Source organism: Streptosporangium sp. LJ11, assembly GCF_051918945.1.
Lineage (GTDB): Bacteria > Actinomycetota > Actinomycetes > Streptosporangiales > Streptosporangiaceae > Streptosporangium.
Map to the genome: position 1 here is coordinate 119,387 of NZ_JBPXMB010000023.1, position 25,575 is coordinate 144,961.

At 71.4% G+C, this 25,575-nt stretch carries 26 protein-coding genes and 2 riboswitches; of the genes, 8 read left to right on the forward strand and 18 right to left on the reverse strand.

Annotation, left to right across the window (positions count from 1 at the left end):
• Positions 1-121: 121 nt before the first annotated feature.
• The 6 genes from ACTOQ3_RS30710 to ACTOQ3_RS30735 all read right to left on the reverse strand — a co-directional run bounded on the left by ACTOQ3_RS30710 (position 122) and on the right by ACTOQ3_RS30735 (position 6,796).
• Complete coding sequence (locus ACTOQ3_RS30710) at positions 122-1,069, reverse strand: sigma-70 family RNA polymerase sigma factor (protein ID WP_362680216.1); 948 nt, start codon at positions 1,067-1,069, stop codon at positions 122-124.
• Positions 1,070-1,279: 210 nt separating this feature from the next.
• A complete protein-coding gene (gene hutI, locus ACTOQ3_RS30715) occupies positions 1,280-2,452 on the reverse strand; it encodes an imidazolonepropionase (protein WP_440086919.1) in 1,173 nt (390 codons plus the stop codon).
• Positions 2,449-3,810, reverse strand: a complete 1,362-nt coding sequence (locus tag ACTOQ3_RS30720; RefSeq protein ID WP_440086920.1) for a formimidoylglutamate deiminase — start codon at positions 3,808-3,810, stop codon at positions 2,449-2,451. Before ACTOQ3_RS30720 ends, hutI begins: the two co-directional genes overlap by 4 nt.
• Positions 3,798-4,961, reverse strand: a complete 1,164-nt coding sequence (locus tag ACTOQ3_RS30725; protein WP_440086985.1) for an allantoate amidohydrolase — start codon at positions 4,959-4,961, stop codon at positions 3,798-3,800. Before ACTOQ3_RS30725 ends, ACTOQ3_RS30720 begins: the two co-directional genes overlap by 13 nt.
• 130 nt (positions 4,962-5,091) lie before the next feature.
• Positions 5,092-5,778, reverse strand: coding sequence for an SDR family oxidoreductase (locus ACTOQ3_RS30730; protein ID WP_440086921.1), 687 nt, complete (start codon positions 5,776-5,778; stop codon positions 5,092-5,094).
• Positions 5,779-6,055: 277 nt separating this feature from the next.
• Positions 6,056-6,796 (reverse strand): SDR family oxidoreductase, encoded by a 741-nt coding sequence (locus ACTOQ3_RS30735; RefSeq protein WP_440086922.1) that lies wholly within the window; start codon positions 6,794-6,796, stop codon positions 6,056-6,058.
• A gap of 106 nt (positions 6,797-6,902) precedes the next feature.
• On the opposite strand from ACTOQ3_RS30735, the gene ACTOQ3_RS30740 reads away from it, so the two are divergent.
• On the forward strand, positions 6,903-7,364 hold the full coding sequence (locus ACTOQ3_RS30740) for an RrF2 family transcriptional regulator (protein WP_440086924.1): 462 nt from the start codon (positions 6,903-6,905) through the stop codon (positions 7,362-7,364).
• A gap of 155 nt (positions 7,365-7,519) precedes the next feature.
• Here ACTOQ3_RS30740 and ACTOQ3_RS30745 read toward each other — a convergent pair whose 3' ends face one another.
• The gene (locus ACTOQ3_RS30745; RefSeq protein ID WP_440086925.1) at positions 7,520-7,864 is read right to left on the reverse strand and encodes a hypothetical protein; all 345 of its coding nucleotides are present in this window, start codon (positions 7,862-7,864) and stop codon (positions 7,520-7,522) included.
• 38 nt (positions 7,865-7,902) lie between these two features.
• Between ACTOQ3_RS30745 and ACTOQ3_RS30750 the strand changes: the two genes are divergently transcribed.
• The 3 genes from ACTOQ3_RS30750 (at position 7,903) to ACTOQ3_RS30760 (ending at position 10,293) form a co-directional block, all read left to right on the forward strand.
• Positions 7,903-8,433, forward strand: coding sequence for a PadR family transcriptional regulator (locus ACTOQ3_RS30750; RefSeq protein WP_440086926.1), 531 nt, complete (start codon positions 7,903-7,905; stop codon positions 8,431-8,433).
• Between the two features lie 131 nt (positions 8,434-8,564).
• Entirely contained in the window at positions 8,565-9,524 is a 960-nt protein-coding gene (locus ACTOQ3_RS30755; RefSeq protein WP_440086928.1) for an ATP-binding cassette domain-containing protein, read from the forward strand.
• 19 nt (positions 9,525-9,543) lie between these two features.
• A complete protein-coding gene (locus ACTOQ3_RS30760; RefSeq protein WP_440086929.1) occupies positions 9,544-10,293 on the forward strand; it encodes an ABC transporter permease in 750 nt (249 codons plus the stop codon).
• Between the two features lie 57 nt (positions 10,294-10,350).
• Here the strand turns inward: ACTOQ3_RS30760 and ACTOQ3_RS30765 are convergent, their stop codons facing one another.
• The 10 genes from ACTOQ3_RS30765 to ACTOQ3_RS30810 form a co-directional block, all read right to left on the reverse strand.
• Positions 10,351-11,175 carry a MurR/RpiR family transcriptional regulator gene (locus tag ACTOQ3_RS30765; RefSeq protein WP_440071244.1) on the reverse strand — a complete coding sequence of 275 codons (825 nt, stop codon included), beginning with the start codon at positions 11,173-11,175 and terminating at the stop codon, positions 10,351-10,353.
• 250 nt (positions 11,176-11,425) lie between these two features.
• The gene (hutU, locus tag ACTOQ3_RS30770) at positions 11,426-13,081 is read right to left on the reverse strand and encodes a urocanate hydratase (protein ID WP_440086930.1); all 1,656 of its coding nucleotides are present in this window, start codon (positions 13,079-13,081) and stop codon (positions 11,426-11,428) included.
• A gap of 398 nt (positions 13,082-13,479) precedes the next feature.
• The gene (locus ACTOQ3_RS30775; RefSeq protein ID WP_440086931.1) at positions 13,480-15,261 is read right to left on the reverse strand and encodes an ABC transporter ATP-binding protein; all 1,782 of its coding nucleotides are present in this window, start codon (positions 15,259-15,261) and stop codon (positions 13,480-13,482) included.
• A gap of 346 nt (positions 15,262-15,607) precedes the next feature.
• A complete protein-coding gene (locus ACTOQ3_RS30780; RefSeq protein ID WP_440086932.1) occupies positions 15,608-15,796 on the reverse strand; it encodes a hypothetical protein in 189 nt (62 codons plus the stop codon).
• Between the two features lie 171 nt (positions 15,797-15,967).
• Positions 15,968-16,417, reverse strand: a complete 450-nt coding sequence (locus ACTOQ3_RS30785; RefSeq protein WP_440086933.1) for a hypothetical protein — start codon at positions 16,415-16,417, stop codon at positions 15,968-15,970.
• Complete coding sequence (locus ACTOQ3_RS30790) at positions 16,414-16,638, reverse strand: hypothetical protein (protein ID WP_440086934.1); 225 nt, start codon at positions 16,636-16,638, stop codon at positions 16,414-16,416. Before ACTOQ3_RS30790 ends, ACTOQ3_RS30785 begins: the two co-directional genes overlap by 4 nt.
• A 69-nt stretch (positions 16,639-16,707) precedes the next feature.
• Positions 16,708-17,394: a nucleotidyl transferase AbiEii/AbiGii toxin family protein gene (locus ACTOQ3_RS30795; protein WP_362840868.1), complete on the reverse strand. Its 687-nt coding sequence runs from the start codon at positions 17,392-17,394 to the stop codon at positions 16,708-16,710.
• The gene (locus ACTOQ3_RS30800; protein ID WP_440086935.1) at positions 17,391-17,831 is read right to left on the reverse strand and encodes a hypothetical protein; all 441 of its coding nucleotides are present in this window, start codon (positions 17,829-17,831) and stop codon (positions 17,391-17,393) included. The genes ACTOQ3_RS30795 and ACTOQ3_RS30800 overlap by 4 nt, the downstream gene beginning before the upstream one ends.
• Before the next feature lie 49 nt (positions 17,832-17,880).
• Positions 17,881-18,633 (reverse strand): hypothetical protein, encoded by a 753-nt coding sequence (locus ACTOQ3_RS30805; RefSeq protein ID WP_440086936.1) that lies wholly within the window; start codon positions 18,631-18,633, stop codon positions 17,881-17,883.
• A 201-nt stretch (positions 18,634-18,834) separates the two neighbouring features.
• Positions 18,835-19,554 carry a FadR/GntR family transcriptional regulator gene (locus ACTOQ3_RS30810; RefSeq protein WP_440086937.1) on the reverse strand — a complete coding sequence of 240 codons (720 nt, stop codon included), beginning with the start codon at positions 19,552-19,554 and terminating at the stop codon, positions 18,835-18,837.
• Between the two features lie 87 nt (positions 19,555-19,641).
• Here ACTOQ3_RS30810 and ACTOQ3_RS30815 point away from each other — a divergent pair, with 87 nt between their 5' ends.
• From ACTOQ3_RS30815 to ACTOQ3_RS30825, 3 genes are read left to right on the forward strand one after another with little or no spacing between them, the layout of a single operon-like run.
• Entirely contained in the window at positions 19,642-20,985 is a 1,344-nt protein-coding gene (locus ACTOQ3_RS30815; RefSeq protein ID WP_440086938.1) for a glutamine synthetase family protein, read from the forward strand.
• Between the two features lie 2 nt (positions 20,986-20,987).
• Positions 20,988-22,334: an aldehyde dehydrogenase family protein gene (locus ACTOQ3_RS30820; protein WP_440086939.1), complete on the forward strand. Its 1,347-nt coding sequence runs from the start codon at positions 20,988-20,990 to the stop codon at positions 22,332-22,334.
• 5 nt (positions 22,335-22,339) lie between these two features.
• Entirely contained in the window at positions 22,340-23,104 is a 765-nt protein-coding gene (locus ACTOQ3_RS30825; protein WP_440086940.1) for a 3-oxoacyl-ACP reductase, read from the forward strand.
• A gap of 111 nt (positions 23,105-23,215) precedes the next feature.
• On the opposite strand, the gene ACTOQ3_RS30830 is transcribed toward ACTOQ3_RS30825, so the two are convergent.
• Positions 23,216-24,235 carry a LacI family DNA-binding transcriptional regulator gene (locus ACTOQ3_RS30830; protein WP_440086941.1) on the reverse strand — a complete coding sequence of 340 codons (1,020 nt, stop codon included), beginning with the start codon at positions 24,233-24,235 and terminating at the stop codon, positions 23,216-23,218.
• Positions 24,236-24,588: 353 nt separating this feature from the next.
• Between ACTOQ3_RS30830 and ACTOQ3_RS30835 the strand changes: the two genes are divergently transcribed.
• Positions 24,589-25,284 carry a gamma-glutamyl-gamma-aminobutyrate hydrolase family protein gene (locus ACTOQ3_RS30835; RefSeq protein ID WP_440086942.1) on the forward strand — a complete coding sequence of 232 codons (696 nt, stop codon included), beginning with the start codon at positions 24,589-24,591 and terminating at the stop codon, positions 25,282-25,284.
• 73 nt (positions 25,285-25,357) lie between these two features.
• Positions 25,358-25,456, forward strand: a riboswitch (glycine riboswitch).
• Positions 25,457-25,551: riboswitch (glycine riboswitch) on the forward strand.
• Positions 25,552-25,575: the final 24 nt, after the last annotated feature.

Below are 25,575 nucleotides of genomic sequence, written 5' to 3' on the forward strand. Positions count from 1 at the left end.
CGCGAAACAACCGTGGAACCCACCAAGCGTGAGCAGCCATGGAACCGCCGCGGCGACAAGACCCACTGCAAAAGAAACCGATCCGGCACGGTCCAAACGAGACCGTGCCGAATCGTGGGAATCAGGCGGCCGTGGCCATCTTCCGCAGCCGGGCCAGGGCGTCACGCTCGATCCGGCGGGCGCGGTCGCGGCCGATGCCGTAGCGCTCGCCGACCTCGGTCAGCGTGTGCTCGCGGCCGTCCATCAGGCCGTAGCGCCAGCGGAGCATCTCGCGGGTCTGCCCCTCCAACCCGGTCAGCCACACCTCCAGGCGCTCGCGCTCCAGGATGTCCATCGCCTGCTGCTCGGGATCGGCCCACGTGTCGTCGGCGATCATGTCGCCGAGTTCGGTCTCGTCCTCGTCGCCCACGCCCAGCTGCAGGGAGACGGGGTCGGAGGCCCAGCGGCGGAGCTCACGGACCCGCTCGATGGGAAGTTCGAGCACCGTCGCCAGGTCGGCGTCGGTCGGCTCCTGGTCGAACTCGGCCAGCATGTCGCGGCGGACCCGCATCAGCCTGGTCATCTGCTCGCCCGCGTGGGTGGGCAGGCGCACCGGCCGGGCCTGCTCGTGGATGGCGCGCCCCACCGACTGCCTGATCCACCACGTGGCATATGTCGAGAACTTGTAACCGCGCCGATAGTCGAACTTCTCGACCGCGCGGACCAACCCCAGGTTTCCCTCCTGGACTAGATCGATCAGCGGCATTCCCCGCCCCGAATATTTGCGCGCGACGGCCACCACAAGACGTAGATTGGCCTGGATGAATTCATCCTTGGCCCTCCGCCCGGAAACGGCCAGTCGTTCGAGCTCCTCATCGGCCGCGTCCCCGATCCGCGGCTCCGTCAATCCACCCAACCCACCGTCCAGCAACTGCTCGGCGAAGAGACCCGCCTCGATCCGCTTGGCGAGTTCGACCTCTTCCTCCGCGGTGAGCAGGGGCACCCGTCCGATCTCTGCCAGGTAGGTCCCGAGCAGGTCTCGATCAGAGACATGCTGATCCTGCGTCCGATTCCCCGTCGGCCTTGCCATCCGATGGCACCTCGCTCCGCCTGCTTATGACGTGTCCACTCGCTCGTTTGACGCCCCGTGCGCGCAGACACATCGCTTGTCTTTTCAACGGACGTGCCAGGGCAAAGATTCCCTCAAAAAGTACGCCTGGAGAATGGTTTGGATTTCCTCCTCAAGGAGGAGGTTTCCTGACGTGCCGCCAAGGCCCGCAACTAACCCCCGCAAAGGGACTCAAACCAGGCGGCGGCCCCGCTTCCACACCTGCGTCACCAGCGGCACCCCCGGCCGGTAGGCGAGATGGACGTACGTGGGTGTGTCCAGAATCACCAGATCCCCGCTGCTTCCCACCCGCAGCGTGCCGACGTCCCCGCGTCGCAACGCCCTGGCCCCGCCGTGCGTGGCGGCCCTGATCGCCTCCAGCGGCGTCATCCCCATCTCGCGGACCGCCAGCGCCACGCAGAACGGCATGGAGGAGGTGAAGGAGGAACCCGGGTTGCAGTCGGTGGCCAGCGCGACCGTCACCCCGGCGTCCAGCAGGCGGCGGGCGTCCGGGTAGGGCGAGCGGGTGGAGAACTCCGCGCCGGGCAGCAGGGTGGCCACCACCCCCGACGACGACAGCGCCGAGACGTCGTCGTCGCTCAGGTGGGTGCAGTGGTCGGCGGAGGCCGCGCCCACCTCGGCGGCGATCCGCGCCCCCGGCCCCTCGCCCAGCTGGTTGGCGTGGATCCGCGGCAGCAGCCCCGCCTTCACCCCGGCGAGGAGGATCTCCCTGCTCTGGTCGGCGTCGAAGGCCCCGCGCTCGCAGAACACGTCGACCCACCGGGCGTGCGGCGCGCAGGCCTCCAGCATCTCCCCGGTGACGGTGCGGACGTACTCGTCGGCCGAGGAGGCGTCGGGGGGGACGACGTGCGCGCCGAGGTAGGTGGTCTCCTCGGTGAACCCCCGCGCGATCTCCAGTGACCGGCGCTCGTCGTCGACCGTGAGGCCGTAGCCGCTCTTGATCTCGACCGTGGTCGTCCCCTGGGCGAGCATCTCGGAGACCAGGGTGGCGGTGCGCGTCACGAGCTCGGCGTCGGAGGCGTCGCGGGTGGCCGACACCGTCGTACGGATGCCTCCCGCCGTGTACGGGCGGCCCGCCATGCGGGCGGCGAACTCGGCCGTGCGGTCACCCGCGAAGACGAGGTGGGCGTGACTGTCGACGAAGCCAGGGATCACGCAGCGCCCGTCCACGTCCACCCGCTCGTCGGCGCACGGAGCCGCGCCGGCGGGTCCCACCCACACCACCTCGCCGCCCTCGACGACGAGCGCCGCGTTCTCGATCTCCTCCCGCGCCGGGTCACCCGTGTAGAGCAGGCCGATGCGGTCGAAAAGGGTGCTCGTCACCGGCCGGTCCTCGCTCGTCATACCGACTTCTCCTCTCGCGCCTCGGCGATCGCCTCGGCGAGCATGGTGCCCACGTCGCCGAGGGCGTGCCTGCCGTCGACGACCACGTGGCGCCCGCCGGACACCACGGAGTGCACGTCGGCGGCCGTGGCGGCGAAGACCACGGTCTCGGCCAGGTGCGCCGGGGCGGATCCGGCCGTGCGGACCGAGTCGAGGCGCACCGACACCAGGTCCGCCCACGCGCCGGGAACGAGCATGCCCGCGCAGGCGAAGCCGAGCGAGTCGTGCCCCGCGGCCGTGGCGGCGTTCAGGAGCTCGGCGGCCGACCAGTGGCCGCGCTGCTCGGTGGCCAGCCGCTCGTCCAGCTCGACCGCGCGGGCCTCCTCGAACAGGTCGACGACCGCGTGGCTGTCCGAGCCGAGCGTGATGGGCGCGCCCGCCTCGAACAGCCTCCTGGCCGGTCCGATGCCGTCGGCGAGGTCGCGTTCGGTCGTCGGGCACATGCACACGCGCGTGCCGGAGGCGCCGAGCAGCGCGACGTCCACGTCCGACAGGTGCGTGGCGTGCACGGCGGTCGAGCGGGGGCCGAGCGCGCCGTGCGCCTCCAGCAGCTGGACCGGGGTCGCGGCGTAGGCCTCCACGCAGGCGGCGTTCTCCGCGCGCTGCTCGGAGACGTGGGCGTGCAGCGGGACTCCGTGGTGCCGGGAGAACTCGGCGACCACGGGGATCTGCTCGGCCCTGACCGCGCGGACCGAGTGCACGGCCACGCCGATCTCCACGTCCCGTTCGCCCCGGTAGCCGGCCGCGAGCGCCTCCGCCCGCGCGGCCCACCCGTCGATGTCCCTGTCGCCGAACCGCCGCTGCACACCGCTCAGCGGGGTGCCGACGCCGCCGGTCAGGTAGCAGGCGTCCAGCAGCGCGATGCGCAGCCCCGCCTCCCGCGCGGCCTGGACGAGCGCGTGTCCCATGGCGTTCGGGTCGTCGTACGGCCTGCCGTCCGGCCCGTGGTGCAGGTAGTGGAACTCTCCCACGCAGGTGATCCCGGCCAGCGCCATCTCGGCGAACGTGGCCCTGGCGAGCCTGAGGTAGGAGTCGGGGTCGAGCCTGCCCGCCAGGCCGTACATCTGCTCGCGCCAGGTCCAGAAGCTGCCCTTCTCGCGCTGCGTCACCCCGCGCAGGGCGCGGTGGAAGGCGTGGGAGTGCGCGTTGGCCAGCCCGGGGACGGTGAGCCCGGCCAGCCGGACGGCTCCGCCGGGCGGGGCCGCCACGCCGGTGACGATCTCGACGATCAGGGTGTCCTTGACCCTGACGAGTACCCCCGCGACGACCTCGCCCGGTGGCAGCCAGGCCAGCTCGCACCAGTAGCTCAGCTCCCGCACAGGTCCTCCACAACGGCGGCGAGGGCGGTGACCCCGGCATGGCAGTCGGCCCTGTCCGCGTGTTCCTCCGGAGAATGAGAGATGCCCGTTGGATTACGGACGAACACCATCGCGCTGGGCACACCCGCGGACGCCAGGATGCCCGCGTCGTGTCCGGCGCCGGTCGGCAGGACGGGCGCGCCCCCGGCTGCGGCCGCGACCCGCTCCCGCAGGACCGCGTCGAAGTCGACGACCGGGGTCCACGACTCGACGGTCACCTCGGCGCCGGAGAAGTCGATCAGCTCGTCGACCAGCGCCCTGACCGCGTTCTCGTCACCGCCCCTGGCGTCCAGCCAGGCGCTGACCAGGCCGGGGACGGCGTTGGCGTTGTTGGGCGACACGCGCGTCTTGCCGAAGGTGGCGACCACGCCGTTGCGCTCGGCGGCCTGGCGGGCGTGCAGGACGGTACGGGCGAAGGGCAGCATCGGGTCGTCGCGGTCGGCCAGGCGGGTGGTGCCCGCGTGGTTGGCCTGGCCGTGGAAGTCGAACCGCCAGCGGCCGTGCGGCCAGATGGCCGAGGCGACGCCGACCCGGGCGTCCCGGTGGACCAGGTCCTGCCCCTGCTCGACGTGGAGCTCGACGAAGACGCCGATGTGCCGCAGGGTCTCCTCGTCCCGGCCCAGCCCGCCGGGGTCGCGCCCGGCCCCGCGCAGCACCTCGGCCAGCGAGTCGCCCTCGTCGTCCTTCAGGGCGCGCGCCCTGTCCGGGTCGAGGATCCCGGTCAGCAGGCGCGAGCCGACGCACGGGACGCCGAACCGGGCGCCCTCCTCGTCGGTGAAGCAGGCGATTCCCAGAGGGCGCGCGGGCCGGAAGTCCCTGGCCCGCAGCAGGTCGAGGGCGGCGAAGGCCGACACGACGCCGAGCGGGCCGTCGAAGGCGCCGCCCTGCCGCACCGAGTCGAGGTGGCTGCCGGTGACCACGCCGGGCCGGGCCGACGGGTCACCCCACCAGGCCCACAGGTTGCCGTTGCGGTCCTCCCTCAGGTCGAGGCCGCGCCTGGCGGCCTCCTGCCCGAACCATCGCCGGAGTTCCAGATCCGCGGGCGACCACGCGTCTCGCAGGTAGCCGCGGGTCCGCTCGTCACGTCCGAGGTGCTCTATGGCACCCCACATCTCGTCGAACACCCTCCCATTATGTGAATGGGTCCATTCAATGGCGAGCCCGCCGCACCCTCAACCCGGTCGCATCCTCAACCCGGTCGCATCCTCAGCCCGGTCGCGCCCTCGGCCCGCCGCACCGCTCTCAGTTCGGAGGCCCGGCGGCGGGACGGACGGTGATCTCGGTGATGTGGGCGTCGGGGGACGCGGTCAGCGCCGTCAGCGCCACCCGGGCCACCGAGTCCGGGTCGAGGTAGTTCTCCGGCTGGTAGGGGCCGCCCTCGCTGGCCCGCACCTCGCGCTGCATGTCGGTGGCGACCCGCCCCGGGTAGATCGTGGTGACCTGGAGCTCGGGCTCCTCCAGGCGGAGCCCGTCGGCGAAGGCGCGCAGCGCGTGCTTGCTGGCCGAGTAGGAGATCCAGTTCGGGTTGGCCCGCTGTCCCGCCCCGGAGTTGATCAGCACCACGTGGCCGCGCGCCGCGCGGAGCGCGGGCAGCAGCAGCCGGGTCAGCTCGGCCACCGCGATCACGTTGATCTCCATCGTGCGCCGCCACACCTCGGCCGGGGTCTCCTCGACACGTCCCAGGGTCACCACGCCCGCGCTGTGCACCAGCACGTCGAGCCGGTCGATGCCGGCGACGTCGGCCTCCGTGACGGTGGTGAGCTCCACCGGCCAGGGCCGCGCGCCGGGCAGGGCGGGGATCATCCCGGCCAGCGCCTCGGTGTCGCGGCCGCCGAGCAGCAGGTCGTGCGTGGGAGCCAGGGCGCGGGCGATCGCGGCGCCCACCCCCCTGGAGGCGCCGGTGACCAGCGCGGTGGGACGTGCGGACATAACAATCACCCTATTTCGGATAAAACTTCTTTAAGGGGCCGCGCAGATAGGCGGCCGGCAGGGACCAGCGGGCAGACAGGACAGGCACAGATTCCATGAACATGGAGTTGTGACGCTCTGCGCCATCGGGAAGACCTGTGACCACACTGTCATCATGGCCAGAGCGTGGTCGACGACGCCGCACCTTCACCGACGACCCCAGCGGTCCTTCAGGTTCTGCCGCCCTGCCGCCTGCCACGATCGCAGCAGCGCAGGGTGCCGGGTCGGGGTGACGCCATTACTGCTTTGCGAGCCACTCGTCGAAGGTGGTCGGTGCGATGCGGGCGCCCTCGCCGGGCAGGAGGACGTCGCCCGCCATCTCCGGACCGAGCGGCGATGACCACGTCGGCATGAGCTTGACCGCGTGTCCGCGCGCGTCGTTGGTGCGCCGGGCCATGTCCACCAGGTCCTGCGGCTCAGGGCCGGCGACATCGCGGTAACGCCCCTGCGGTGCGCCCGTGGCGATCTCGGTGAGGATGTCGGCCACGTCCGCGGGCGCGATCGGCTGGACGAGCAGCGGTGGGATCGCGGCGACGCCCTCCTGCTCGGTCCAGCTCGTCACCGTCGCGGCGAAGTCGTGGAACTGCGTGACGGGAACGATCGTCCACGGCACCGGGCCCTCGGTCACGAGACGCTCCTGCTCACGCTTGCCGGCGTAGTGCGCGTTGCCTTCGATACGGTCGACGCCGACGATCGAGAGCAGCACGTGGTGACGGACACCGGCCCGTTCCTCGGCGGCGAGCAGGTTCCGGGTGGTGGTGCCGAAGTATGCCACCGCGTCGTCCCGGTCGGCTGCCGTGAAGCTCGTGGCGTCGATGACGACCTCGACGCCGGTCAGGGCGGCGTCGAGGCCGTCGCCGGTGATCAGGTCCACGCCGAGTGAGCGGCTGATGCGCACGACCTCGTGCCCGGCCTGTTCCAGGACGGCGACGGTGCGGGCCCCGATGTTCCCGGTGGCTCCGGCAACGGCGATTCGCATGGTCCTCATGGTGATCTCTCCTCTGTCTCGCGTGCTGCCGCCTACGCTATCTCGGACTTAAAAGATCCTCGATGTCTTAGATACTATCGGGCTTATGAAGCTGCCCGTGAGTACGGAATGGTTGTTGCACTGCGCCACGTCGCTGGCGCAGCTCGAGGTAGGGACCACCGCGTCGGCGGCACAGCTCGCCCAGTACTTCGACCTGCCGGCGGCCTATCTCGCCAAGCAGCTACAGGCACTGGTCAAGGCCGGCGTGCTGGCCGCGACGACAGGCCCGCGCGGTGGGTTCCGGCTGGCCCGGCCCGCTCGCGAGATCACGCTCCTACAGATCGTCGAGGCAGTCGACGGTGCGTCCTCGCCGTACGAGTGCCGCGAGATCCGCCAGCAGGGACGCGGAGCACTGTCCGCCGAGGAGTGCCAGAACCCCTGCATCCTCGCCGAGAAGATGGCCGAAGCCCACGAAGCCTGGCGGAACAGCCTCGCCACGACCTCACTCGCTGAGATCATCGCCACACTGCCCCCCTCGGCCCCACCCCGTACCCGCCTGCGCCTGACCGGAACGTCGTAGCGCATCCGCCGCTGCGACAGCCGGGCGCGGAATCGGCCCCACAGCGGCTCGGCCAGTCATGGTGGCAGCGCAGGCACAGGCCTCCCCGATGGTCACAGAGCGTCACAACTCCATGTTCATGGAACCCGTGCCTGTCCTGTCCGTCCATTGGTCGCCTATACGCGCGGTCTCCAATCCGGGCGGAACATCTCCGGCCCGGGACGCTCCAGCGTCACCGCGAGAACATTCTCACGCGGATAACCGGCGTCGTCCGGCCGGACCCTGACCGCGCCGGCCGCCGCCTCCACGATCACGCATCGGTACCACTCCCCGTCCTCCAGGAACCACCAGGGCCGCATCAGCACCTCCAGCCCGGACCGGTGGACCACCTCCAGCGCCGCCTCCTCCGAGGAGGGCTCCCCCATCGGGTAACCGAACACGGTCAGGGGCTCCCAGCCCTCGCCCGCCGGGCGGATGAAGCCCACGAGGGCGCCGTCGTCGTCACGTCTGATCTCTCGCACGGTTGACACCATACTCAAACTTGAATACAAATTTGAATATGTCCTCCACCCGGATCCTGCTGCTCGGCGTGCTGCTCGACGGCCCGCTGCACGGCTACGAGGTACGGCGCCGCCTCGAACTCTGGGGCGCCGACAACTGGGCCAACGTGGCCTACGGCTCGATCTACCACGGCCTGGCCAAGATGGCCGACGAGGGACTGCTGGAGATCGTCGAGCAGGGCAGGGGAGGCAAGACGGTCTACGGCGTCACCGAGGCGGGGCGGGCCGACTTCCACCAGCAGCTGATGAACAGCTGGTGGTTCGTGAAGCCGATCGTCGACCCCTTCCAGGTCGCCCTCACCTTCATGGACCGCCTCCCCCCCGCCGACCTGGTCAACGCCATGGAGGCGAGGGCCGAGCAGCTGCGGGCCTCCATCTCGATGATGCGGCGCGCGCTGGGCGGCAAGCAGGGCTACGGAGCCCCCCGGCACATCGACGAGTGCCTCCAGCTCAACATCCGCCAGTTCCAGGCGCAGCTCGACTGGATCGAGGCGTCCGTCGCCGACGTCAGGGCCGGAAAGCTGCCCTGAGATCCGCCCCGGCCCGGCCCGCGCGCCGGGACGCCGGTCCCCCGAAAGCCTGCGGACGCTCGCCGGGCGGGAAATCCGGTTGAGCCCCCGCCGTTCCCCGAACCTTTCCGTACCCCCTACGACGGAGAATCATGATCATCGAAGCGCACGACCTGCGCAAGACCTTCACCACCAGGCGCGGCCGGGACAGCCCCCGGGAGGTCGAGGCCGTCAAAGGCGTCGATCTCTCCGTCGCCGAGGGCGAGATCTTCGCCTTCCTCGGCCCGAACGGCGCGGGAAAGACCACCACGATCCGGATGCTCGCCACCCTCGTCGCCCCGACCTCCGGCACCGCCCGGGTGGCGGGCCACGACGTGGTCACCGAGGCGGCCAGGGTGCGGGAGAAGATCGGTTACGTCGGCCAGGGCGGCGGAGTGGACGAGAACTCCCCCGGCCGCGAGGGCCTGATCCTCGCCGCCAGGATCGGCGGCATGTCCCGCGCGCGGGCGAAGGCGCGCAGCGAGGAGTTGCTGGCCGCGTTCGACCTGGCCGAGCTGGCCGACCGTCCCGTACGGACGCTGTCGGGCGGCCAGAAGCGCAGGTTCGCCCTCGCCGTCGGTCTGGTCAACCACCCGCCGCTGTTCTTCCTCGACGAGCCCACCACCGGCCTCGACCCGCAGAACCGCGCCAACCTGTGGGACGAGGTGCGCTCCCTGCGCGAGCGGGGCACCAGCGTGCTGCTGACCACCCACTACCTGGAGGAGGCCGACGCGCTCTGCGACCGGCTGGTCATCATCGACCACGGCCGCGTCGTCGCGGAGGGCACCCCCGCCGAGCTCAAGAAGGAGGTCGCGGGCGACGTCGTCACGCTCCGCCTCGACCGGGCCGGCGAGGCGCGGGCGCTCCTCGACGCCGAGCCGTACGTCAGGGAGGTCCGCGAGGAGGAGGACGTCCTGCGCGCCTACCTCGACGACGGGGAGCACAACCTGCCCGCCCTGCTCCGCGCCCTGGAGGCCGGAGGGCTGCCGATCCGGTCGATCTCCCTGGACCGGGCCACGCTCGACGACGTGTTCCTGCGCCACACCGGCCGTTCCCTGCGCGACGCGAACTGAACGACGACAAGGACCTCCCGTGCTCCGACACACGATGTTGTTCCTGGGCTACGAGCTCAGGGCCACCCTGCGCAACCCCGTCTGGCCGCTGTTCGGCCTGATGCAGCCCGTCCTGTACCTGCTCCTCTTCGCGCCGCTGGTGGCCAACACCACCGCGGGCGGCACCATGGGCGACACGCTGCGGATGTTCACGCCCGGCGTGATGATGATGATCGCCCTGTTCGGCTCGCTCTTCGTGGGCTTCGGCATGATCAACGAGATCCGCAACGGCTACCTGGAACGGCTCGCGGTCAGCGCCGTATGGCGACCCGCGATCGTGCTGGGCCGCACCCTGCGCGACATGATCGTGCTGGTCGTCCAGGCCCTGCTGGTGATCGCGCTGGCCACTCTGATGGGCATGCGGGCCAGCCTGCCGGGGCTGGCGCTCATGCTGGTGCTGATGGCCGCCACCGGGCTGCTCGCCTCCGGCCTGTCGTACGGCATGGCACTGGCGCTGCGCGACGAGAACGGCATGTCGCAGATCATGCAGTTCTTCGCGATGCCGCTGATCCTGCTCACCGGCATCATGCTGCCCATGTCACTGGCCCCCGACTGGATGCGGGCGGTCGCGCAGTTCAACCCGCTCTACCACGCGGTCGAGGCCGGCCGGGCGCTGTTCGACGGCGACTTCTCCGACGGCTCGATCCCGCTGGCCTTCGGCCTCATCCTGGTCCTGTCCGCGGTCAGCCTGCGCTGGTCGGTCGGCTCGATGAGGCGGCTCGCCGGATAGGCCCGGCCCGATCCCGCGACGGCGCCTCCCACGGAGCGCGGCGGGGCTCTCGCGCCGTCAGTCGAGCTGCTCGGTGAAGACCCCGGCCTGGTCGGTCATCCGCTCGTACTCCTCCAGCCGGGCCTGCGTGCGCAGCGGTGCCGCGTCGGCCATGGCCTCCACCAGCACCATGGCCAGGGCCAGCGGCGCCGCGTGCGAGTCGAAGACCAGCCGCTCGCCGACGGGGGCGGCCAGCACCACGTCGGCCTCGAAGGGCACGTCCCGCCGGTCGGTGATCACCGCCGTACGCAGGCCGAGGTCGCGGGCGCCCCGCAGGGCCTGCACCGCCTCGGCCGGGTAGCGGGGCAGGACCACCGCGACCAGCCAGCCGGCCCCCGCCCGGCGCGCGGCGTGCAGCCCGTCGGCCAGCTCCGAGCCGCCGTGGGTCAGCAGGCGGACGTCGGGGTGGATCCGGCGCGCGAAGTAGGCGAACGTGGTCGCCAGCCCGCTCGACACCCGCAGGCCCAGCACCGGCAGGGGCTCGCATCCGGCCAGGTTGGCACCCAGCTCCGCGAGGTCGGAGGGATCGCTCAGCGTGTCGCGCACGCTCCGCAGGTTGTCGATCTCCACGTCGATCGCGGTCTGCAGGTCGTTGGCCCGAGACGGTTTCCTGCCGCCCACGACGAGGGGCCGCAGCGCCTGCCTGAGCTCGGGGTATCCCGCGAACCCGAGGACCACCGCGAACCTCGTCACCGACGGCTGGCTCACCCCGGCCCGGTCGGCCAGCTCCACGCTGGACAGGAAGACGGCCTCGGACAGGTGGTCGCCCAGGTAGCGCGCGATCCGCCGCTGGACGGGCGACAGCCGCCGCCCCTCCAGAAGCCGATCGAGTCCGTCGCCCACGCCCCCTCCAACCGCTCGAAGGCCCACGAGCATTCCCTCCCCCCGTCCCGCCCCGATGTCGTTCATACACCCGGCCGGGAGGAAGCGAGCGGCGCCCGGAGGATTCACTCCCCGGAATCGGGGCGCGGCACGGGGCACGGGGGCCGGGACACGGACCGACGCACGCGGATCGGGACACGGATCGGGACACGGATCGACGCACGTACGGCCCGGTCACGACCCGCGTATCCCGGTCACGACCCGCGCCCGGTCAGGACTCGCGCATCGGGATGCGCACGCCTCGCTCCTCGGCCACGGTGACGGCCTCGTCGTACCCGGCGTCGACGTGCCGGATGACCCCCGTGCCCGGGTCGTTGGTGAGGACCCGGTTGAGCTTCTCGGCGCCGAGCCTGGTGCCGTCGGCCACGGTGACCTGCCCGGCGTGGATGGAACGGCCGATGCCGACGCCGCCGCCGTGGTGGATGGAGACCCACGCGGCGCCGGAGGCGACGTTGAGCATGGCGTTCAGCAGCGGCCAGTCGGCGATCGCGTCGGAGCCGTCGGCCATGCCCTCGGTCTCCCGGTAGGGGCTCGCGACACTGCCGCAGTCGAGGTGGTCGCGGCCGATCACCAGCGGGGCCTCGATCTCTCCCGAGGCCACCATGTCGTTGAACCGCTCCCCGGCCAGGTGACGCTCGCCGTACCCGAGCCAGCAGATGCGGGCGGGCAGTCCCTGGAAGTGGACCTTCTCCCCGGCCAGCCGGATCCACCTGGCGAGCGGCTCGTTGTCGGGGAACAGCTCCAGGATCGCGCGGTCGGTCTTGGCGATGTCGGAGGCGGCGCCGGACAGCGCGGCCCAGCGGAACGGGCCCTTGCCCTCGGAGAACAGCGGCCGGATGTAGGCGGGCACGAAACCGGGGAAGTCGAACGCGCGGGTGTAGCCCGCGAGCTGCGCCTCGCCCCGGATGGAGTTGCCGTAGTCGAAGACCTCGGCTCCGGCGTCCTGGAAACCGACCATGGCCTCCACGTGGGCGGCCATGGCCTGGCGGGCCCTGCGGGTGAAGCCCGCCGGGTCCTTCTCCCGCTCGTCGGCCATGTCCTCGAAGGCCACGCCGATCGGCAGGTACATCAGCGGGTCGTGGGCGGACGTCTGGTCGGTGACGACGTCGATCTCGGCGCCCCTGCGGAGCAGTTCGGGCACGACCTCGGCCGCGTTGCCCTCGACCCCGATGCTCAGCGGCCTGCGCTGGTCGCGGGCCTCGTACGCCAGGCGCAGCGCCTCGTCGAGGTCGGCGGCGCGGACGTCCAGATAGCGGTGCTCGATCCGCCGGTCGATCGACCTGGGGTCGCAGTCGACGCAGATCGCCACGCCGCCGTTCATGGTCACGGCCAGCGGCTGGGCACCGCCCATGCCGCCGAGCCCGGCGGTCAGGGTGATCGTCCTGGCGAGGCTCCCGCCGAACCGCTTGGCGGCCACGGCCCCGAAGGTCTCGTAGGTGCCCTGCAGGATGCCCTGGGTGCCGATGTAGATCCAGGAGCCGGCCGTCATCTGCCCGTACATGGTCAGCCCGGCGGCCTCCAGGCGCCGGAACTCCTCCCAGTTGGCCCAGTCGGGCACCAGGTTGGAGTTGGCGATGAGCACCCGGGGGGCCCACTCGTGGGTGCGGAACACCCCGACGGGGCGGCCCGACTGCACCAGCAGTGTCTCGTCGCCCTCCAGGGTGGTCAGGGTACGGGTGATCGCGTCGAAGGAGCGCCAGTCGCGGGCGGCCTTGCCCGAGCCGCCGTAGACGACGAGCTGTTCCGGATGCTCGGCGACCTCGGGATCGAGATTGTTCTGGATCATGCGGAGCGCCGCCTCCTGCGGCCACCCCTTGGCGGTGAGCGTGGTACCGCGCGGCGCGCGCACGATCCGGCTGCCGGACATGCCCGACCTCCCCCTCAGGAATGAATGAATGTATTCATATTTGGTCACCCGGAGGCTACAGGTCAACCCGGAAAAGGGGGTGCCGCGGGCAGCACGCCCGCGACACCCCCGGTGGTGGCCGTAACGATCGTCACGCCCCCATCCTCGTCCCGCACGGACGGGACCGGGTGATCGAATGCGGCGAGCGCCCGATGGGCGCTCCGATGCGAAGGAGAGGCTTCGCACAGGCGGGGATTCCCGATTCACCGGACAGCGAATCAGCCCCCCGGCCCAGTGTCCGAATTATTCCTTTATGAGCGATATGAATTTACACAACCGAGCCAGTGGCCGCAGGACCAGGTGGGCGCCGGGAACCGCGGCCGGCGGTGCCGGCCGACGGCCGGCACCGGGGCGCGACCCTAGGTGGGCAGCAGGAACTGGGTGGTGGCCAGCTCGCGGTAGAGGGCGTCGTCGGCGAGCAGCTCGTCGTGGGTGCCCACGGCCCGCACCCGCCCCGCCTCCATCACCACGATCCGGTCGGCCCCCGCCACGGTGGAGAGGCGATGGGCGATCACCAGCACGGTCGTCTCCGCCGCCACCTCCGCGATCACCTCGCGGAGCCGCAGCTCGTTGACCGCGTCGAGCTGGGAGGTGGCCTCGTCGAGCAGCAGGAGCCGGGGGCTGCGCAGCAGGGCGCGGGCGATGGCGACCCGCTGGCGCTCGCCGCCGGAGAGCATGATCCCCCGATGGCCGACCCGGGTCTCCAGCCCCTCGGGAAGCCGGGAGACCAAATCCTCCAACCGGGTGCGGGCGAGGACCCGCCAGATGTCGGCCTCGTCCACACCCGGCGCGGCGAAGACGAGGTTCTCCCTGAGCGTCCCGTCCAGCACCGGCGCGTCCTGCTCGACGTAGCCGAGACAGGCGCGCAGCTCGGCGAGCGGCCAGTCCGCGATGTCGCGGCCGTCGATCGTGATCGTCCCCGCCTGCTGCTCGTAGAACCGCTCCAGCAGGGCGAAGACCGTGGACTTGCCCGCCCCCGAGGGCCCCACCAGGGCGGTCAGCCCGCCCGCGAGCACCTCGAAGGAGACGTCGTCGTGGACGACCGGCCTGTCGTCGCCGTAGCGGAAGGCGACGCCCTCGAAGACGACCCCGGCCGGGACCCTGCCGACCTCGTACACCGCGCCGTCCGCCGCCTCGGCGGGCAGTTCCTCGATCTCGCGGATCCGCTTCACCGCGGCCAGGCCGTTCTGCACCTGGGTGAAACCGTTGACCAGCTGGCCGATGGGGGCGACCAGGTAGAACAGGTACAGCAGGAAGGCGATCAGCGAGGAGACCTCCAGCGAGCCCGAGGAGACCCGCGCACCGCCCACGCCGAGCACGGCCACGAAGGCCAGCTGCGCGGACACCCACGCCGAGACACCGGCGATCGAGGTCAGCCACGCGACGGCGATCCCGCGGTCGCGCGCCTCGCGGGCCGCCTCGCCCACTGCGGCGATCTCCCGCTCCTCGGCGCCGCTGGCCTTGACCGTGCGGAACGCCTGGAGCACCCGGTCGAGGACCGCGCCCATCTCGCCGACCGCGACCTGCGCCTGCATCGAGGCGCGCTGGATGCGGGGCATGATCAGGCTGACGAACCCGCCGACCACGACCAGCACTCCCAGCGTGATGAGCAGCAGCACCCCGTCGATGACCGCCATCATCACCACGGCGCCCACGAGCATGAACAGCGAGCTGACCGTCTCGACCACACCGTTGGTGAACACCGCCCGCAGCAGCGTGGTGTCGGAGGTCACCCGGGACATCAGGTCACCCGGCTTGAGCCGGTCGACCTCGGACACCCGCAGCCGCAGCATCCGGTCGACCAGGGTACGGCGGGCGGAGAAGACGATGCCCTCGCCCATCCGCTCCAGCACGTAACTGCCCAGCGCGCCGATGGCCGCGCCCAGGAGCACGGCGGCGGTCAGGCCGAGCACCGGGCCGAGCAGGGAGCGCTGCTCGCCGAAGGCGTCGATGACCGTCTTGGCCAGGAGCGGCATCGCCAGCCCGGCCAGCGAGCCGACGAGGCTGAGCACCCCGCCCAGCAGCAGCGCTCTGCGGTGGGGCCTTATGTACGCGACCAGCAACCGCCAGGACGCGGTCTCGGGCCGCGCGTCCCCCGGCCCCGTGTCGTCCCTGTCCCCCGGCCCCGTGTCCCCCGGCACTGTTTCGTCCGGCAATGTGACCCCCGGCAATGTCTTCCTCTCCGAAGCGACGTGGACGGCCTCCGGCCGCTTTTCCTGTCTACCGCGCATGAGTCCGTCTCGAGCGTCTCGCCCTGTTTCGTTGGCAAAAGTCGATGCCGTCAACATAAGTTGACGGCATCGGCGTTGTCAATCCAGGTTGACCTCAAGGGGCGCACGAAGTGCGGGTGACGGGGAGTCCGCGCGGTCGCGGGAGGGTCGGGGGCGCCTCGGGGCGGTCCGCCACATGCCGGTGTCCCGCCGATGCGGAGTCGGCTCCGAGGAGCCCATCGGCGGGACACCGGTGGCCGGTATGGCCGTGCGGGGGTCAGCGGCGGCGGGCGCCGTACTCCTTGCGCATCTCCGCGACGGTGTCCAGGATCTCGTCCTGGGTCTTCAGAAGCTTCGCCTCGGCCTCCTCGGTCCTGGCCTCGGCCACCTTCCGGCGGTTGCCCGTCCGGCCGGCGAGCTTCAGCTTGGCCCTGGCCTTCATTTCACGCAGGTTGAGCTTCTCCATGAGACCCATGATCAGCACCCTTCGGCAGAGAGGACCGTCAACTGCCCGGCGGGCGGCCGAGTATGCGTCACAGGAGTTTTCCCGTCCCTCTCGGGTCCCCGGCCTCACCACCGGCCCGCCTCCGGCGGCCCTCCGGATCCGGCGGGCCGGTTCTCCGAGTTCGGCGGACTTCTAGAGAGGAACCCACCCCAGCGGAGAGGCCCGCCTGAGCCTGGCTGCGGCGATCAGCTTGGGCACGCGTGAGGCGTCGCCGGACGTCACCCTCGCCGGCCCGCTTCCGGTGGCGGCGGTCGCGACCACGAGGGCGTCGACCACACATTCGTGTCCGTCCAGACCCGTGTCCTCAAGCAGCAGGGCGGCGAGGTCGGCGACCGCCTCAGAGGCGGGAATCACCGTCAGGCGTGACCGCTGCCAGGCCAGGCGCCTACCCACCTGGCCGGTACGGCGCACCTCGGCCAGGGTCACGGTGCTGATCGCGGGAACGAACCCCTCCTGCCGGGCGACCGCGATACGCGCCACGATCCTGGGATCGTCCTCGGCGAGAAGCGAGAACGGCTGAGCGTCGAGAACGAACAGTGGGGTGGGAAACGCGACCTCCGGCGGCGCGTTCCGCCCTCTCACTCTCCGTGCCACGCGCGCCTGGCTTCTTCCAGATCCGCCTCCGACAGAGGAGCGACCCTGGTCTCGTGGTTCTCCACGATCTCCTGAGCCTTCAACAGCGCGAGCCCGTACTCGACCGACTGATCGACGAAGTGTGAGAAGCCCCGGGGACCCGTCCTGGACTCCACCTCCTCTGCGACGGATCGGCGCAGGGTGACCGACTTCTTGATCGTTGGATCCACGGGCCGAGGCATGGCCATACGCCAACTATGCCACTGCTGGTGGCATAGTTGGCGTCCTTTTCCGCTTCCTCAGTCGGGGTCGGGGACGTCGTCGTATTCGACGTCGCCCTCCTCGGCGCGGCGCAGGCCGATGTCCTCCACCCAGGCGCAGGCGAACCGGCGGATCTCCATGATCTGCTCGCCGTCCACGCCGTAGGCCTCAAAGTCCTCGTCGGCGATCAGGTCGACGAACTCCAGCCGCATCACCAGCTCGGCGAGCGAGAACTCCTCGTTGTGCAGGCGGGCGAGGTGTTCGAGCTCGCGGAAGCCGTACAGGTGGGAGACCGAGGCGATGTCGATGACGTCGCGGGCGAGGCTGCGCTCGTGCAGGGCCCGCATCTTCAGGCCGACCGCGTCGTCCAGGGAGACGACGGAGACGTCGCCGACGATCACGGGCTGCCGCTGGAACGCCTCCCTGAGCAGGTCGAACTCGCAGCTCTGCTCGGTCACCGGGTCGCTGACCACGAGGCGGCCCATCCGGGGCGTCACCTCCGTCAGGGTGACCTCCAGCCCGGCCTCCCTGAACGCCTCGGCCATTCCCTCGGCGACCTCGGGCAGCGGCGTCTCCGCGGCGGTGGCGAAGTCGAGGTCGTTGCTCGGGCGTTCGGTGAGGCCGTGCGCGTTCATCGCGTAACCGCCCGCCAGGACCAGCCCGAACCGGGTGCAGGCGGGCAGCGCGGCCTCCAGCATCCGCTGCTGGAAGGGAGGCAGGATCATCGTTCCCACCCCGGCGTCACGGCGCCCGCCCCGGTGTCACGACCCGCCGCGGTTTCCCGTACGGCGTCACGCCCGCCCCCGGACCCCGCCCCGGTGTCACGGCCCGCTCCGGCGTCAGGCCGCCACCCCAGGGCGGCGATCTTGGTTTCCCAGGCCCTCCGGTAACTCGGCCCGATGCCCCGGCGCAGGGTCGGCCAGTCGGCCACGAGGAGCTCGGCGTTCAGATACGACTCGGCGTCGGACCGGCCACCGCCGGTGATGACCGTACGGTAGAGGCTCATTCGCAGCAGCGGGTTCACCAGGTCGAACTCGGTGAGCCCGGACCAGCCGAGATGCACGGGCAGGGCGACCGTCCCCGTCGCCGGACCGCGCAGGTCGGCCAGCGATTCGGGGACGCGCTGCTCCACGCCGTCCCATCGGGACGGAAGCGTACTCACGTCCCCCAGTATGCCCGCCATTCGCCCGAGGTCCACGGGGCGCGCGGGCTCAGAGGCGGGAACGGCGGCGGGTGGAGGGGAGGTCGTGGCGGCCGGAGAGGAACTCCTGGAAGGCGATCTTGCCGCGGATCACCGGGCGGCGCCAGCGCTCCTCGCGGCCCTCGGCCCTGGCCATCTTGCGGGGCTGCGGGCGCCGGGAGTCCGGCGCGAAGAACCAGTGTGCCCAGGGCGATCCCGGGCGGGCCAGCCGTACCGCGCCGGGCACCAGGAGGATCGGGACGAACAGTCCGGCGAGACCCGTCCAGATCTTGCCCTTGAGCAGCGTGATCACGGCGAGCGCGAGGTTGGTCACGATGAAACCGACCGTTAGCAACGTGCCGCGGGGTTCGCTGTCGTAGTCCTCCCAGCCGAGGGGGCGCAGGCCGAGCAGGAGCAGGGCGGTGATCGCGACGGCGATGAACACGGCGTCGACCGACGCGCGCCCCTCCTCCTCCCAGTAGACGTCGTGCAGGTGCAGGATCAGCGCGAACTCGTCCAGGATCAGGGCGGCTCCGGTGCCGAAGACGGCGGCCGTCACCGCGTACCAGCCCTCGGAGACGCCCGAGACGACGAGACCGGACACCCCGCCGAGCAGGGTCAGCACCACCCCGAAGACCACGTGGTGGATATGCATCTCACCCACGTTGACGTTGCCGAACCAGCCGATCTTGGCCCGGATGAGCCGGACGTTGATCCTGGTGAGCAGGAAGACGACGATCAGCGCGACGAAGAAACAGAACAGCGGCAGCCGTCCTGTGTCCATGATTCGCTCTCGGAACAAATCCCCCACCGTCCCCCCAGGCTATGCGAGGGAGGCCTCCCGTCAGGCACGGGAGGCACGACGGCACGGCGGTTTTCCCGGGCGTCCGCGCGGAGCACGGGCGCCCGCACGAGGTACAGGCGACCGTTGCGAGGCCTGGGCGTCCGCGCGAAACGCGGGCGCCCGCGCGTGGCACGCCGCGCGTCAGGTGAGGAACCCGCGCAGCAGCGCCGCGGTCCCCTCGAGGTGCTCGGCCACGGCGCGGCTCGCGCCCTCCGGGTCCCCGGCCAGGATGGCCGTCACGATCGCCTCGTGCTGGACCGCGGCGTGCTCGATGTTGCGCTGGAGCACCGGGATGGCGTTGAGCAGGTCGGCGACCCGGAGCCTGGCGTCGGCGCAGGCCCCGGCGAGCAGGGCGGAGCCGGTCAGCTCGGCGATGGCGAGGTGGAAGGCCGTGTCGAGGCGGCGGTAGTCGTCGGGCCCCGCCGAGTTGACCTCGCGCAGCCTCTCCCGCAGGGCCTCGCGCCGCTCCCCGGTCAGCGGGGCGGTGGCGAGCACCTGGGCCGCGCCGCACTCGACCGCCATCCTGAAGGTGAGCGCGTCGGACAGGTCGTCGGTGCCCATGTCGGCCACGGCCCTGCGCAGGTCGTCCCGGTGCGGGCGGGGCGGGACGTAGGTGAGGAAGGCTCCGCCGTACCGGCCGCGGCGCACCTCCAGGTAGCCCGCGTCCTGCAGCTCGCGGATGGCCTCGCGCAGGGTGACCCTGCTGATGCCGAGCTGGGCGGCGAGCTCCCGCTCGGGCGGCAGTTTCTCGGCCACCAGCCCCAGTTTGATGACCTGGAGCAGGCGCTCCACGGTCTCCTCGAACGCGTTGCCCGCGCGCACCGGCCGCAGCACGGCGGTCAATCGCGACACCTCGTCCAATTATCCCCTCCGGCCCTTGACAAGGCTCCCCCCGCTACACGTCAATGGTCTGACACTAGCCCAATAGGACCCCGACGAGGAGGGCATGTGGACGTCACCGAGCTCCACGACGAGGTGCGGGCAGGGCGGATCGACACCGTGCTGCTGGCGGTCGTCGACATGCAGGGGCGTCTTCAGGGGAAACGCCTGTCGGGGCGCTACTTCCTGGAGGAGGTGCTGCGGCACGCCTCCGAGGGCTGCAACTACCTGCTCGCGGTGGACGTCGACATGAACACGGTCGACGGGTACGCCATGTCGTCGTGGGAGCACGGATACGGCGATTTTGTTATGAAGCCCGACATGTCCACTCTGCGCCGCGTGCCGTGGCAGGAGGGGACGGCCCTGGTGATGGCCGACCTGGTCTGGGAGGACGGCTCCGACGTGACCGCCTCGCCGCGCCAGATCCTGCGCCGGCAGCTCGCCCGGCTGGACGAGCGGGGCTGGGGCGCCTTCGTCGGGACCGAGCTGGAGTTCGTCGTCTTCGACGACACCTACGAGGACGCCTGGCGCCGCGGCTACCGCGACCTGACGCCCGCCAACCTCTACAACGTCGACTACTCCCTCCTGGGCACCGCCCGGGTCGAGCCGCTGCTGCGCAGGATCAGGCTCGGCATGGAGGGCGCGGGCATGTACGTCGAGTCGGCCAAGGGCGAGTGCAACCTCGGCCAGCACGAGATCGCCTTCCGCTTCGGCGAGGCCCTGTCCAGCTGCGACAACCACTCGATCTACAAGAACGGCGCCAAGGAGATCGCCTCCCAGGAGGGCATGGCGATCACCTTCATGGCCAAGCCGAACCAGCGCGAGGGCAACTCCTGCCACATCCACATCTCGCTGCGGGACGCGGACGGGGAGCCGGTCATGGCCGGTTCCGGGTCACACGGCCTGTCGGCCGTGGGACGGCACTTCATCGCCGGGCAGATCGCGCTGATGCGCGAGCTGACCCTGCTGTACGCGCCGAACATCAACTCCTACAAGCGGTACGTGCCGGGCAGCTTCGCCCCCACCGCGGTCAAGTGGGGCGTGGACAACAGGACGTGCGCGCTGCGCCTGGTCGGCCACGGCCCCTCGCTGCGGATCGAGAACCGGGTGCCCGGCGGCGACGTCAACCCCTATCTCGCGGTCTCGGGGCTGATCGCGGCCGGCCTGCACGGCATCGAGAACGAGCTGCCGCTCGAGGACGCGTTCACGGGGAACGCCTACTCGTCCGGCGCGGAGACCGTGCCGAGCACGCTGCGGCACGCGCTGGAGCTCTGGGAGGGCTCCGGGTTCGCGACGGCCGCCTTCGGCGAGGACGTCGTGGCGCACTACGCGAACAACGCCCGGGTCGAGCTGGCCGCCTTCGACGCGGCGGTGACCGACTGGGAGCTTTTCCGGGGATTCGAACGGATGTGAACATGAAGATCATCAACCCGGCGACGGAAGAGGTCGTCGCCGAGGTCGGGATGGCGGACGCCGCCGAGACCGACCGGGCCGTGGAGCGTGCCAGGCGGGCGTTCGCGACCTGGCGGAACGTCGGCCCGGGAGACCGGGCCCGGCTGCTGCGCCGTTTCGCCTCGCTGGTGCGCGAGCACGCGGAGGAACTGGCCCTGCTGGAGGTCGCCAACTCCGGGCACACGATCGGCAACGCCCGCTGGGAGGCGGGCAACGTCGCCGACGTGCTCGACTTCTACGCGGGGGCGCCCGAGCGCAACCACGGCCTGCAGATCCCGGTGCCCGGCGGGCTGGACGTCACCTTCAGGGAGCCGCTGGGCGTCGTCGGCGTGATCGTGCCGTGGAACTTCCCGATGGTCATCATGACCTGGGGGCTGGCCCCGGCGCTGGCCGCGGGCAACACGGTGATCGTCAAGCCCGCCGAGTGGACGCCGCTCACCGCGCTGCGGGTGGCCGAGCTGGCCCTGGCCGCCGGCCTGCCCGAAGGGGTGTTCCAGGTCCTGCCCGGGTCCGGGGAGGTGGCGGGCGCCCGGCTGGTCGAGCACCCCGGCGTGGCGAAGATCGTGTTCACCGGCTCGACCGAGGTGGGCAAGGAGATCGCCGCCACCTGCGCCGGGCAGGTCAAGCGCCTCACCCTGGAGCTGGGCGGCAAGAGCGCCAACGTGGTCTTCGCCGACGCCGACCTGGAGAGGGCGGCGGCGACCGCGCCGTACGCGGTGTTCGACAACGCGGGCCAGGACTGCTGCGCGCGCTCCCGGATCCTGGTCGAGCGCTCGGTCCACGACGAGTTCCTGGCCCGGTTCGGGGAGGCGGTGCTGAACGTCAGGGTCGGCGACCCCCGCGACGAGGCCACCGAGATGGGCCCGCTGATCAGCGCCGAGCACCGGGACCGGGTGGCCTCCTTCGTCACCGAACCGCCCCACCTTCAGGGCGCGTGCCCGCCGGGGCCGGGGTTCTGGTTCCCCGCGACGGTCCTGACGCCCCGGTCGGCGGACGACCGGGCGTTCACCGAGGAGATCTTCGGGCCGGTGGTGTCGGTGGTGCCGTTCGACGACGAGGCGGACGCCGTGCGGATCGCCAACGACACCCCGTACGGCCTGAGCGGGTCCATCTGGACCCGCGACGTCGGCCGGGCGCTGCGGGTGGCCAGGGCGGTCGAGGCGGGCAACCTCAGCGTCAACTCCCATTCGAGCGTCCGCTACTGGACCCCGTTCGGCGGTTTCAAGCAGTCGGGCCTCGGCCGCGAGCTGGGCCCCGACGCCCTGTCAGCGTTCACCGAGATCAAGAACGTCTTCATTTCCGAGGAGTAGTAGCGATGCTGCGTTTGCAGGACCGGGTCGCCGTCATCACCGGCGCCGGAAGCGGGATCGGCCTGGCCACCGCGCGTCGGTTCGCCGAGGAGGGCGCCCGCGTCGTGTGCGTGGACCTGGACGAGACGACCGGTCCGGCGGCCGCCGACGAGGTCGGCGGGCTGTTCGTGCGGGCCGACGTGACCAGCGAGGACGACGTCGCCCGCGCGTTCCGGACCGCGTTCGACACCTACGGCAGCGTGGACGTCGCGTTCAACAACGCGGGCATCTCGCCGCCGGACGACGACTCGATCCTGGAGACCGGCATCGACGCCTGGCGCCGGGTCCAGGAGGTCAACCTCACCTCGGTCTACCTGTGCTGCAAGCACGTCATCCCGTACATGCGGCGGCAGGGCAAGGGGTCGATCATCAACACCGCGTCGTTCGTGGCCGTGATGGGGTCGGCGACCAGCCAGATCTCCTACACCGCGTCCAAGGGCGGGGTGCTGGCCATGTCGCGCGAGCTGGGCGTGCAGTTCGCCCGCGAGGGCATCCGGGTGAACGCCCTGTGCCCGGGGCCGGTGAACACGCCGCTGCTGCAGGAGCTGTTCGCCAAGGACCCCGAGCGGGCGCAGCGCCGCCTGGTGCACATCCCGGTGGGCCGGTTCGCCGAGGCGTCCGAGATCGCCGCCGCGGTGGCGTTCCTCGCCTCGGACGACGCCAGCTTCATCACCGGCTCGGAGTTCCTGGTGGACGGCGGCATCTCCGGCGCGTACGTCACCCCGTTCTGACGCCCGTCACCGGCGTCCCCGGCACGTCCACGCCGTACGCCACCCCGTTCCGACGCCCGTCACCGGAATCCCGGCACGCCCGTGCCGTCCGCCACCCCGTGACGGCGTCGGTCACCGGCGTCCCGGCACGCCCGTGCTGCCCCGCGGCGTGAGCCGGGCCGTCTCGGTCCGGACTCCGGTGACGTGCTCACCGGCGATCAACGCCAGCAGGCTCCGCGCGGCCTGCGCCCCGGAGTGGGGGATGTCCCGGCCGAGAGCGGTCAGGGCCGGTCGCACCACCTGGGAGAGGGGCGAGTCGTCCCAGGCCACGAGGGACAGGTCCGCGGGCACCTCCAGCCGCATCTCCTGCGCGACCGAAAGCCCGGCGACGGCCATGATGTCGTTGTCGTAGACGATCGCCGTCGGCCGGTTCGCGCCGCTGACCAGCCGCCGCGTGGCCCGCGCGCCCTCCTCGCCGGTGTAGTCCGTGTGCACGATGGAGTGACCGGCCAGGCCGAGCTCGTCGCACGCGGCGGTGAAGGCCTGATCGCGCAGGACGGTGTGCACCAGCGCGGGCAGCCCGGCGACCCTGGCGATCCGGCGGTGGCCGAGTGCGGCGAGATACTCCACCGTCTCCCGCATGGCCGCGCCGTCGTCGGACCAGACGGCGGCGAGCGAGCCCGTCTCCGACGGATGGCCGATCACCACGGCCGGCAGGTCCAGCTCCTCGATCTCGGGGATGCGCGGGTCGTCGAAGTGCAGGTCGACCAGGATGACGCCGTCGACGCGGCCCTCTCCCCACCACCTGCGGTGAACCTCCGCCTCCTGCGCGTGGCCGGTCACCACCTGCAGGAGCAGGGCGTAGGAGCGGGCCGACAGCTCGCCCTCGATGCCGCTGATCAGCTCCATGAAGAACGGCTCCATCCCCAGGAACCGCGCCGGGCGGCACACGGTCAGGCCGACGGCGCGGGCCCGTGCCCCGTTCAGCGCGCGCGCCGCGCTGTTGGGCTGCCAGCCGATCTCCCTGGCGATGGCCTTGATGGTGTTCCTTCTCGCCTCCGACACGCCCGGCCGGTCGTTCAGCGCGTAGGAGACCGCGACCTTGGACACCCCCGCGCGACGAGCGATGTCGGCGATCGTCGGTCGCTTCACGAGACCCCCACCTGAACCGGTTATTCGACGCTTTTCCGCTGCGCACCCTACTACGCTCGTCTCACCCTCCGACGCTCTCCACGGCGGCCGGTGACCCGCGGTGATCGCCGGACCACGGCGGAACGCCCATGCCCGCGGCGACACCGGCGGCGGCGGCTTCGCCACCTCCCCGGCGGCGGATCCGCTTAACCACTTAACCCCCGCCACCCGCCGCGGCTCCGCCCGCACCCCGGCGGCGCCCCGCCCGTACCCCGGCGGCACCGGGGCTCGTCGGGGCCGGTAACGTGCGGGAGGGCGCCGGGATGGGCACACGGTGCCGGGACCTCGGTGCAAGCACGGCGAAACAGGAGACCATGTCCCGTCCCGTCATCGGCATCACCTGCTACGTCGAACCCGCGCGGTTCACCGTCTGGGAGACGACCACCGCGCTCCTGCCGTACGACTACGTCGACCACGTGGCCCGCGCGGGCGGGCAGCCGGTGATCCTGCCCCCGGCGGGCGACCCCGCGACGCTGGCGGGACGCCTGGACGGGCTGATCCTGGCCGGCGGCGGGGACGTCGGCCCGGAGCGGTACGGACAGGAGCCGCACGAGCGGACCGGCTACGTACGGCCGTTCCGCGACGACGCGGAGCTGGGGCTGGTCCGGGCGGCGCTGGAGCGGGGCCTGCCCTTCCTGGGCGTCTGCCGGGGCATGCAGGTCCTGAACGTCTCGCTGGGCGGCACCCTGCACCAGCACCTGCCCGACGTGGTCGGTCACCCGGGGCACGCCCCGGCTCCCGGCCGCTACGGCAGGATGCCGGTGTGGCTCGCCCCCGGCAGCCGGACCTCGAAGATCTTCGGGGCCGAGACCGTGGACGTGGCCCACTACCACCACCAGGCCCTCGACCGGCCGGCCGCGGGCCTCACCGTGACCGCCCACGCCGAGGACGGCACGATCGAGGCCGTGGAAGTGGACGACCACCCCTTCGCCGTCGCCGTCCAGTGGCACCCCGAGACCGACGACGAGTCGGCCCTGTTCGAGGCGCTGGTACGCCACGCCATCCCCTGACCGGCGCGGATCGGGGCGGCGAGGGGATTTCGCTCGGCCGGTTCGGGCGGTTAGGCTGGCCGCTGACACCGATGAACCCCGTGCGGGAGAGCGTCCTGACACCCAGGCCAGGACCCCTGAAGGAGCAAGCCCTCCCCGCGAACCTCTCAAGGCAAAGGACCGTGCGGGTAGGTGCCCTCTGGAAAGCAGGTCCCACGGCCTCGCCGAAGGTGAAAGTCCGGTAAAACCCGGATGAAACTCTCAGGCACCGACGACAGAGGGGGAGGATGCTCTCATCTGTCCCTTGTCTGA

What these genes read in the sequence shown, in the direction of transcription:
- ACTOQ3_RS30750 (WP_440086926.1), top strand. Translation starts at nt 7,903, where the DNA reads ATGTCCTCCACCCGGATCCTGCTGCTCGGCGTGCTGCTCGACGGCCCG.
- ACTOQ3_RS30780 (WP_440086932.1), bottom strand. Translation starts at nt 15,796, where the DNA reads ATGGAGAAGCTCAACCTGCGTGAAATGAAGGCCAGGGCCAAGCTGAAG.
- hutI (WP_440086919.1), bottom strand. Translation starts at nt 2,452, where the DNA reads ATGACGAGCGAGGACCGGCCGGTGACGAGCACCCTTTTCGACCGCATC.
- ACTOQ3_RS30820 (WP_440086939.1), top strand. Translation starts at nt 20,988, where the DNA reads ATGAAGATCATCAACCCGGCGACGGAAGAGGTCGTCGCCGAGGTCGGG.
- ACTOQ3_RS30735 (WP_440086922.1), bottom strand. Translation starts at nt 6,796, where the DNA reads ATGCGAATCGCCGTTGCCGGAGCCACCGGGAACATCGGGGCCCGCACC.
- ACTOQ3_RS30725 (WP_440086985.1), bottom strand. Translation starts at nt 4,961, where the DNA reads ATGTGGGGTGCCATAGAGCACCTCGGACGTGACGAGCGGACCCGCGGC.
- ACTOQ3_RS30795 (WP_362840868.1), bottom strand. Translation starts at nt 17,394, where the DNA reads ATGATCCTGCCTCCCTTCCAGCAGCGGATGCTGGAGGCCGCGCTGCCC.
- ACTOQ3_RS30755 (WP_440086928.1), top strand. Translation starts at nt 8,565, where the DNA reads ATGATCATCGAAGCGCACGACCTGCGCAAGACCTTCACCACCAGGCGC.
- ACTOQ3_RS30825 (WP_440086940.1), top strand. Translation starts at nt 22,340, where the DNA reads ATGCTGCGTTTGCAGGACCGGGTCGCCGTCATCACCGGCGCCGGAAGC.
- ACTOQ3_RS30805 (WP_440086936.1), bottom strand. Translation starts at nt 18,633, where the DNA reads ATGGACACAGGACGGCTGCCGCTGTTCTGTTTCTTCGTCGCGCTGATC.
- ACTOQ3_RS30835 (WP_440086942.1), top strand. Translation starts at nt 24,589, where the DNA reads ATGTCCCGTCCCGTCATCGGCATCACCTGCTACGTCGAACCCGCGCGG.
- ACTOQ3_RS30730 (WP_440086921.1), bottom strand. Translation starts at nt 5,778, where the DNA reads ATGTCCGCACGTCCCACCGCGCTGGTCACCGGCGCCTCCAGGGGGGTG.
- ACTOQ3_RS30710 (WP_362680216.1), bottom strand. Translation starts at nt 1,069, where the DNA reads ATGGCAAGGCCGACGGGGAATCGGACGCAGGATCAGCATGTCTCTGAT.
- hutU (WP_440086930.1), bottom strand. Translation starts at nt 13,081, where the DNA reads ATGTCCGGCAGCCGGATCGTGCGCGCGCCGCGCGGTACCACGCTCACC.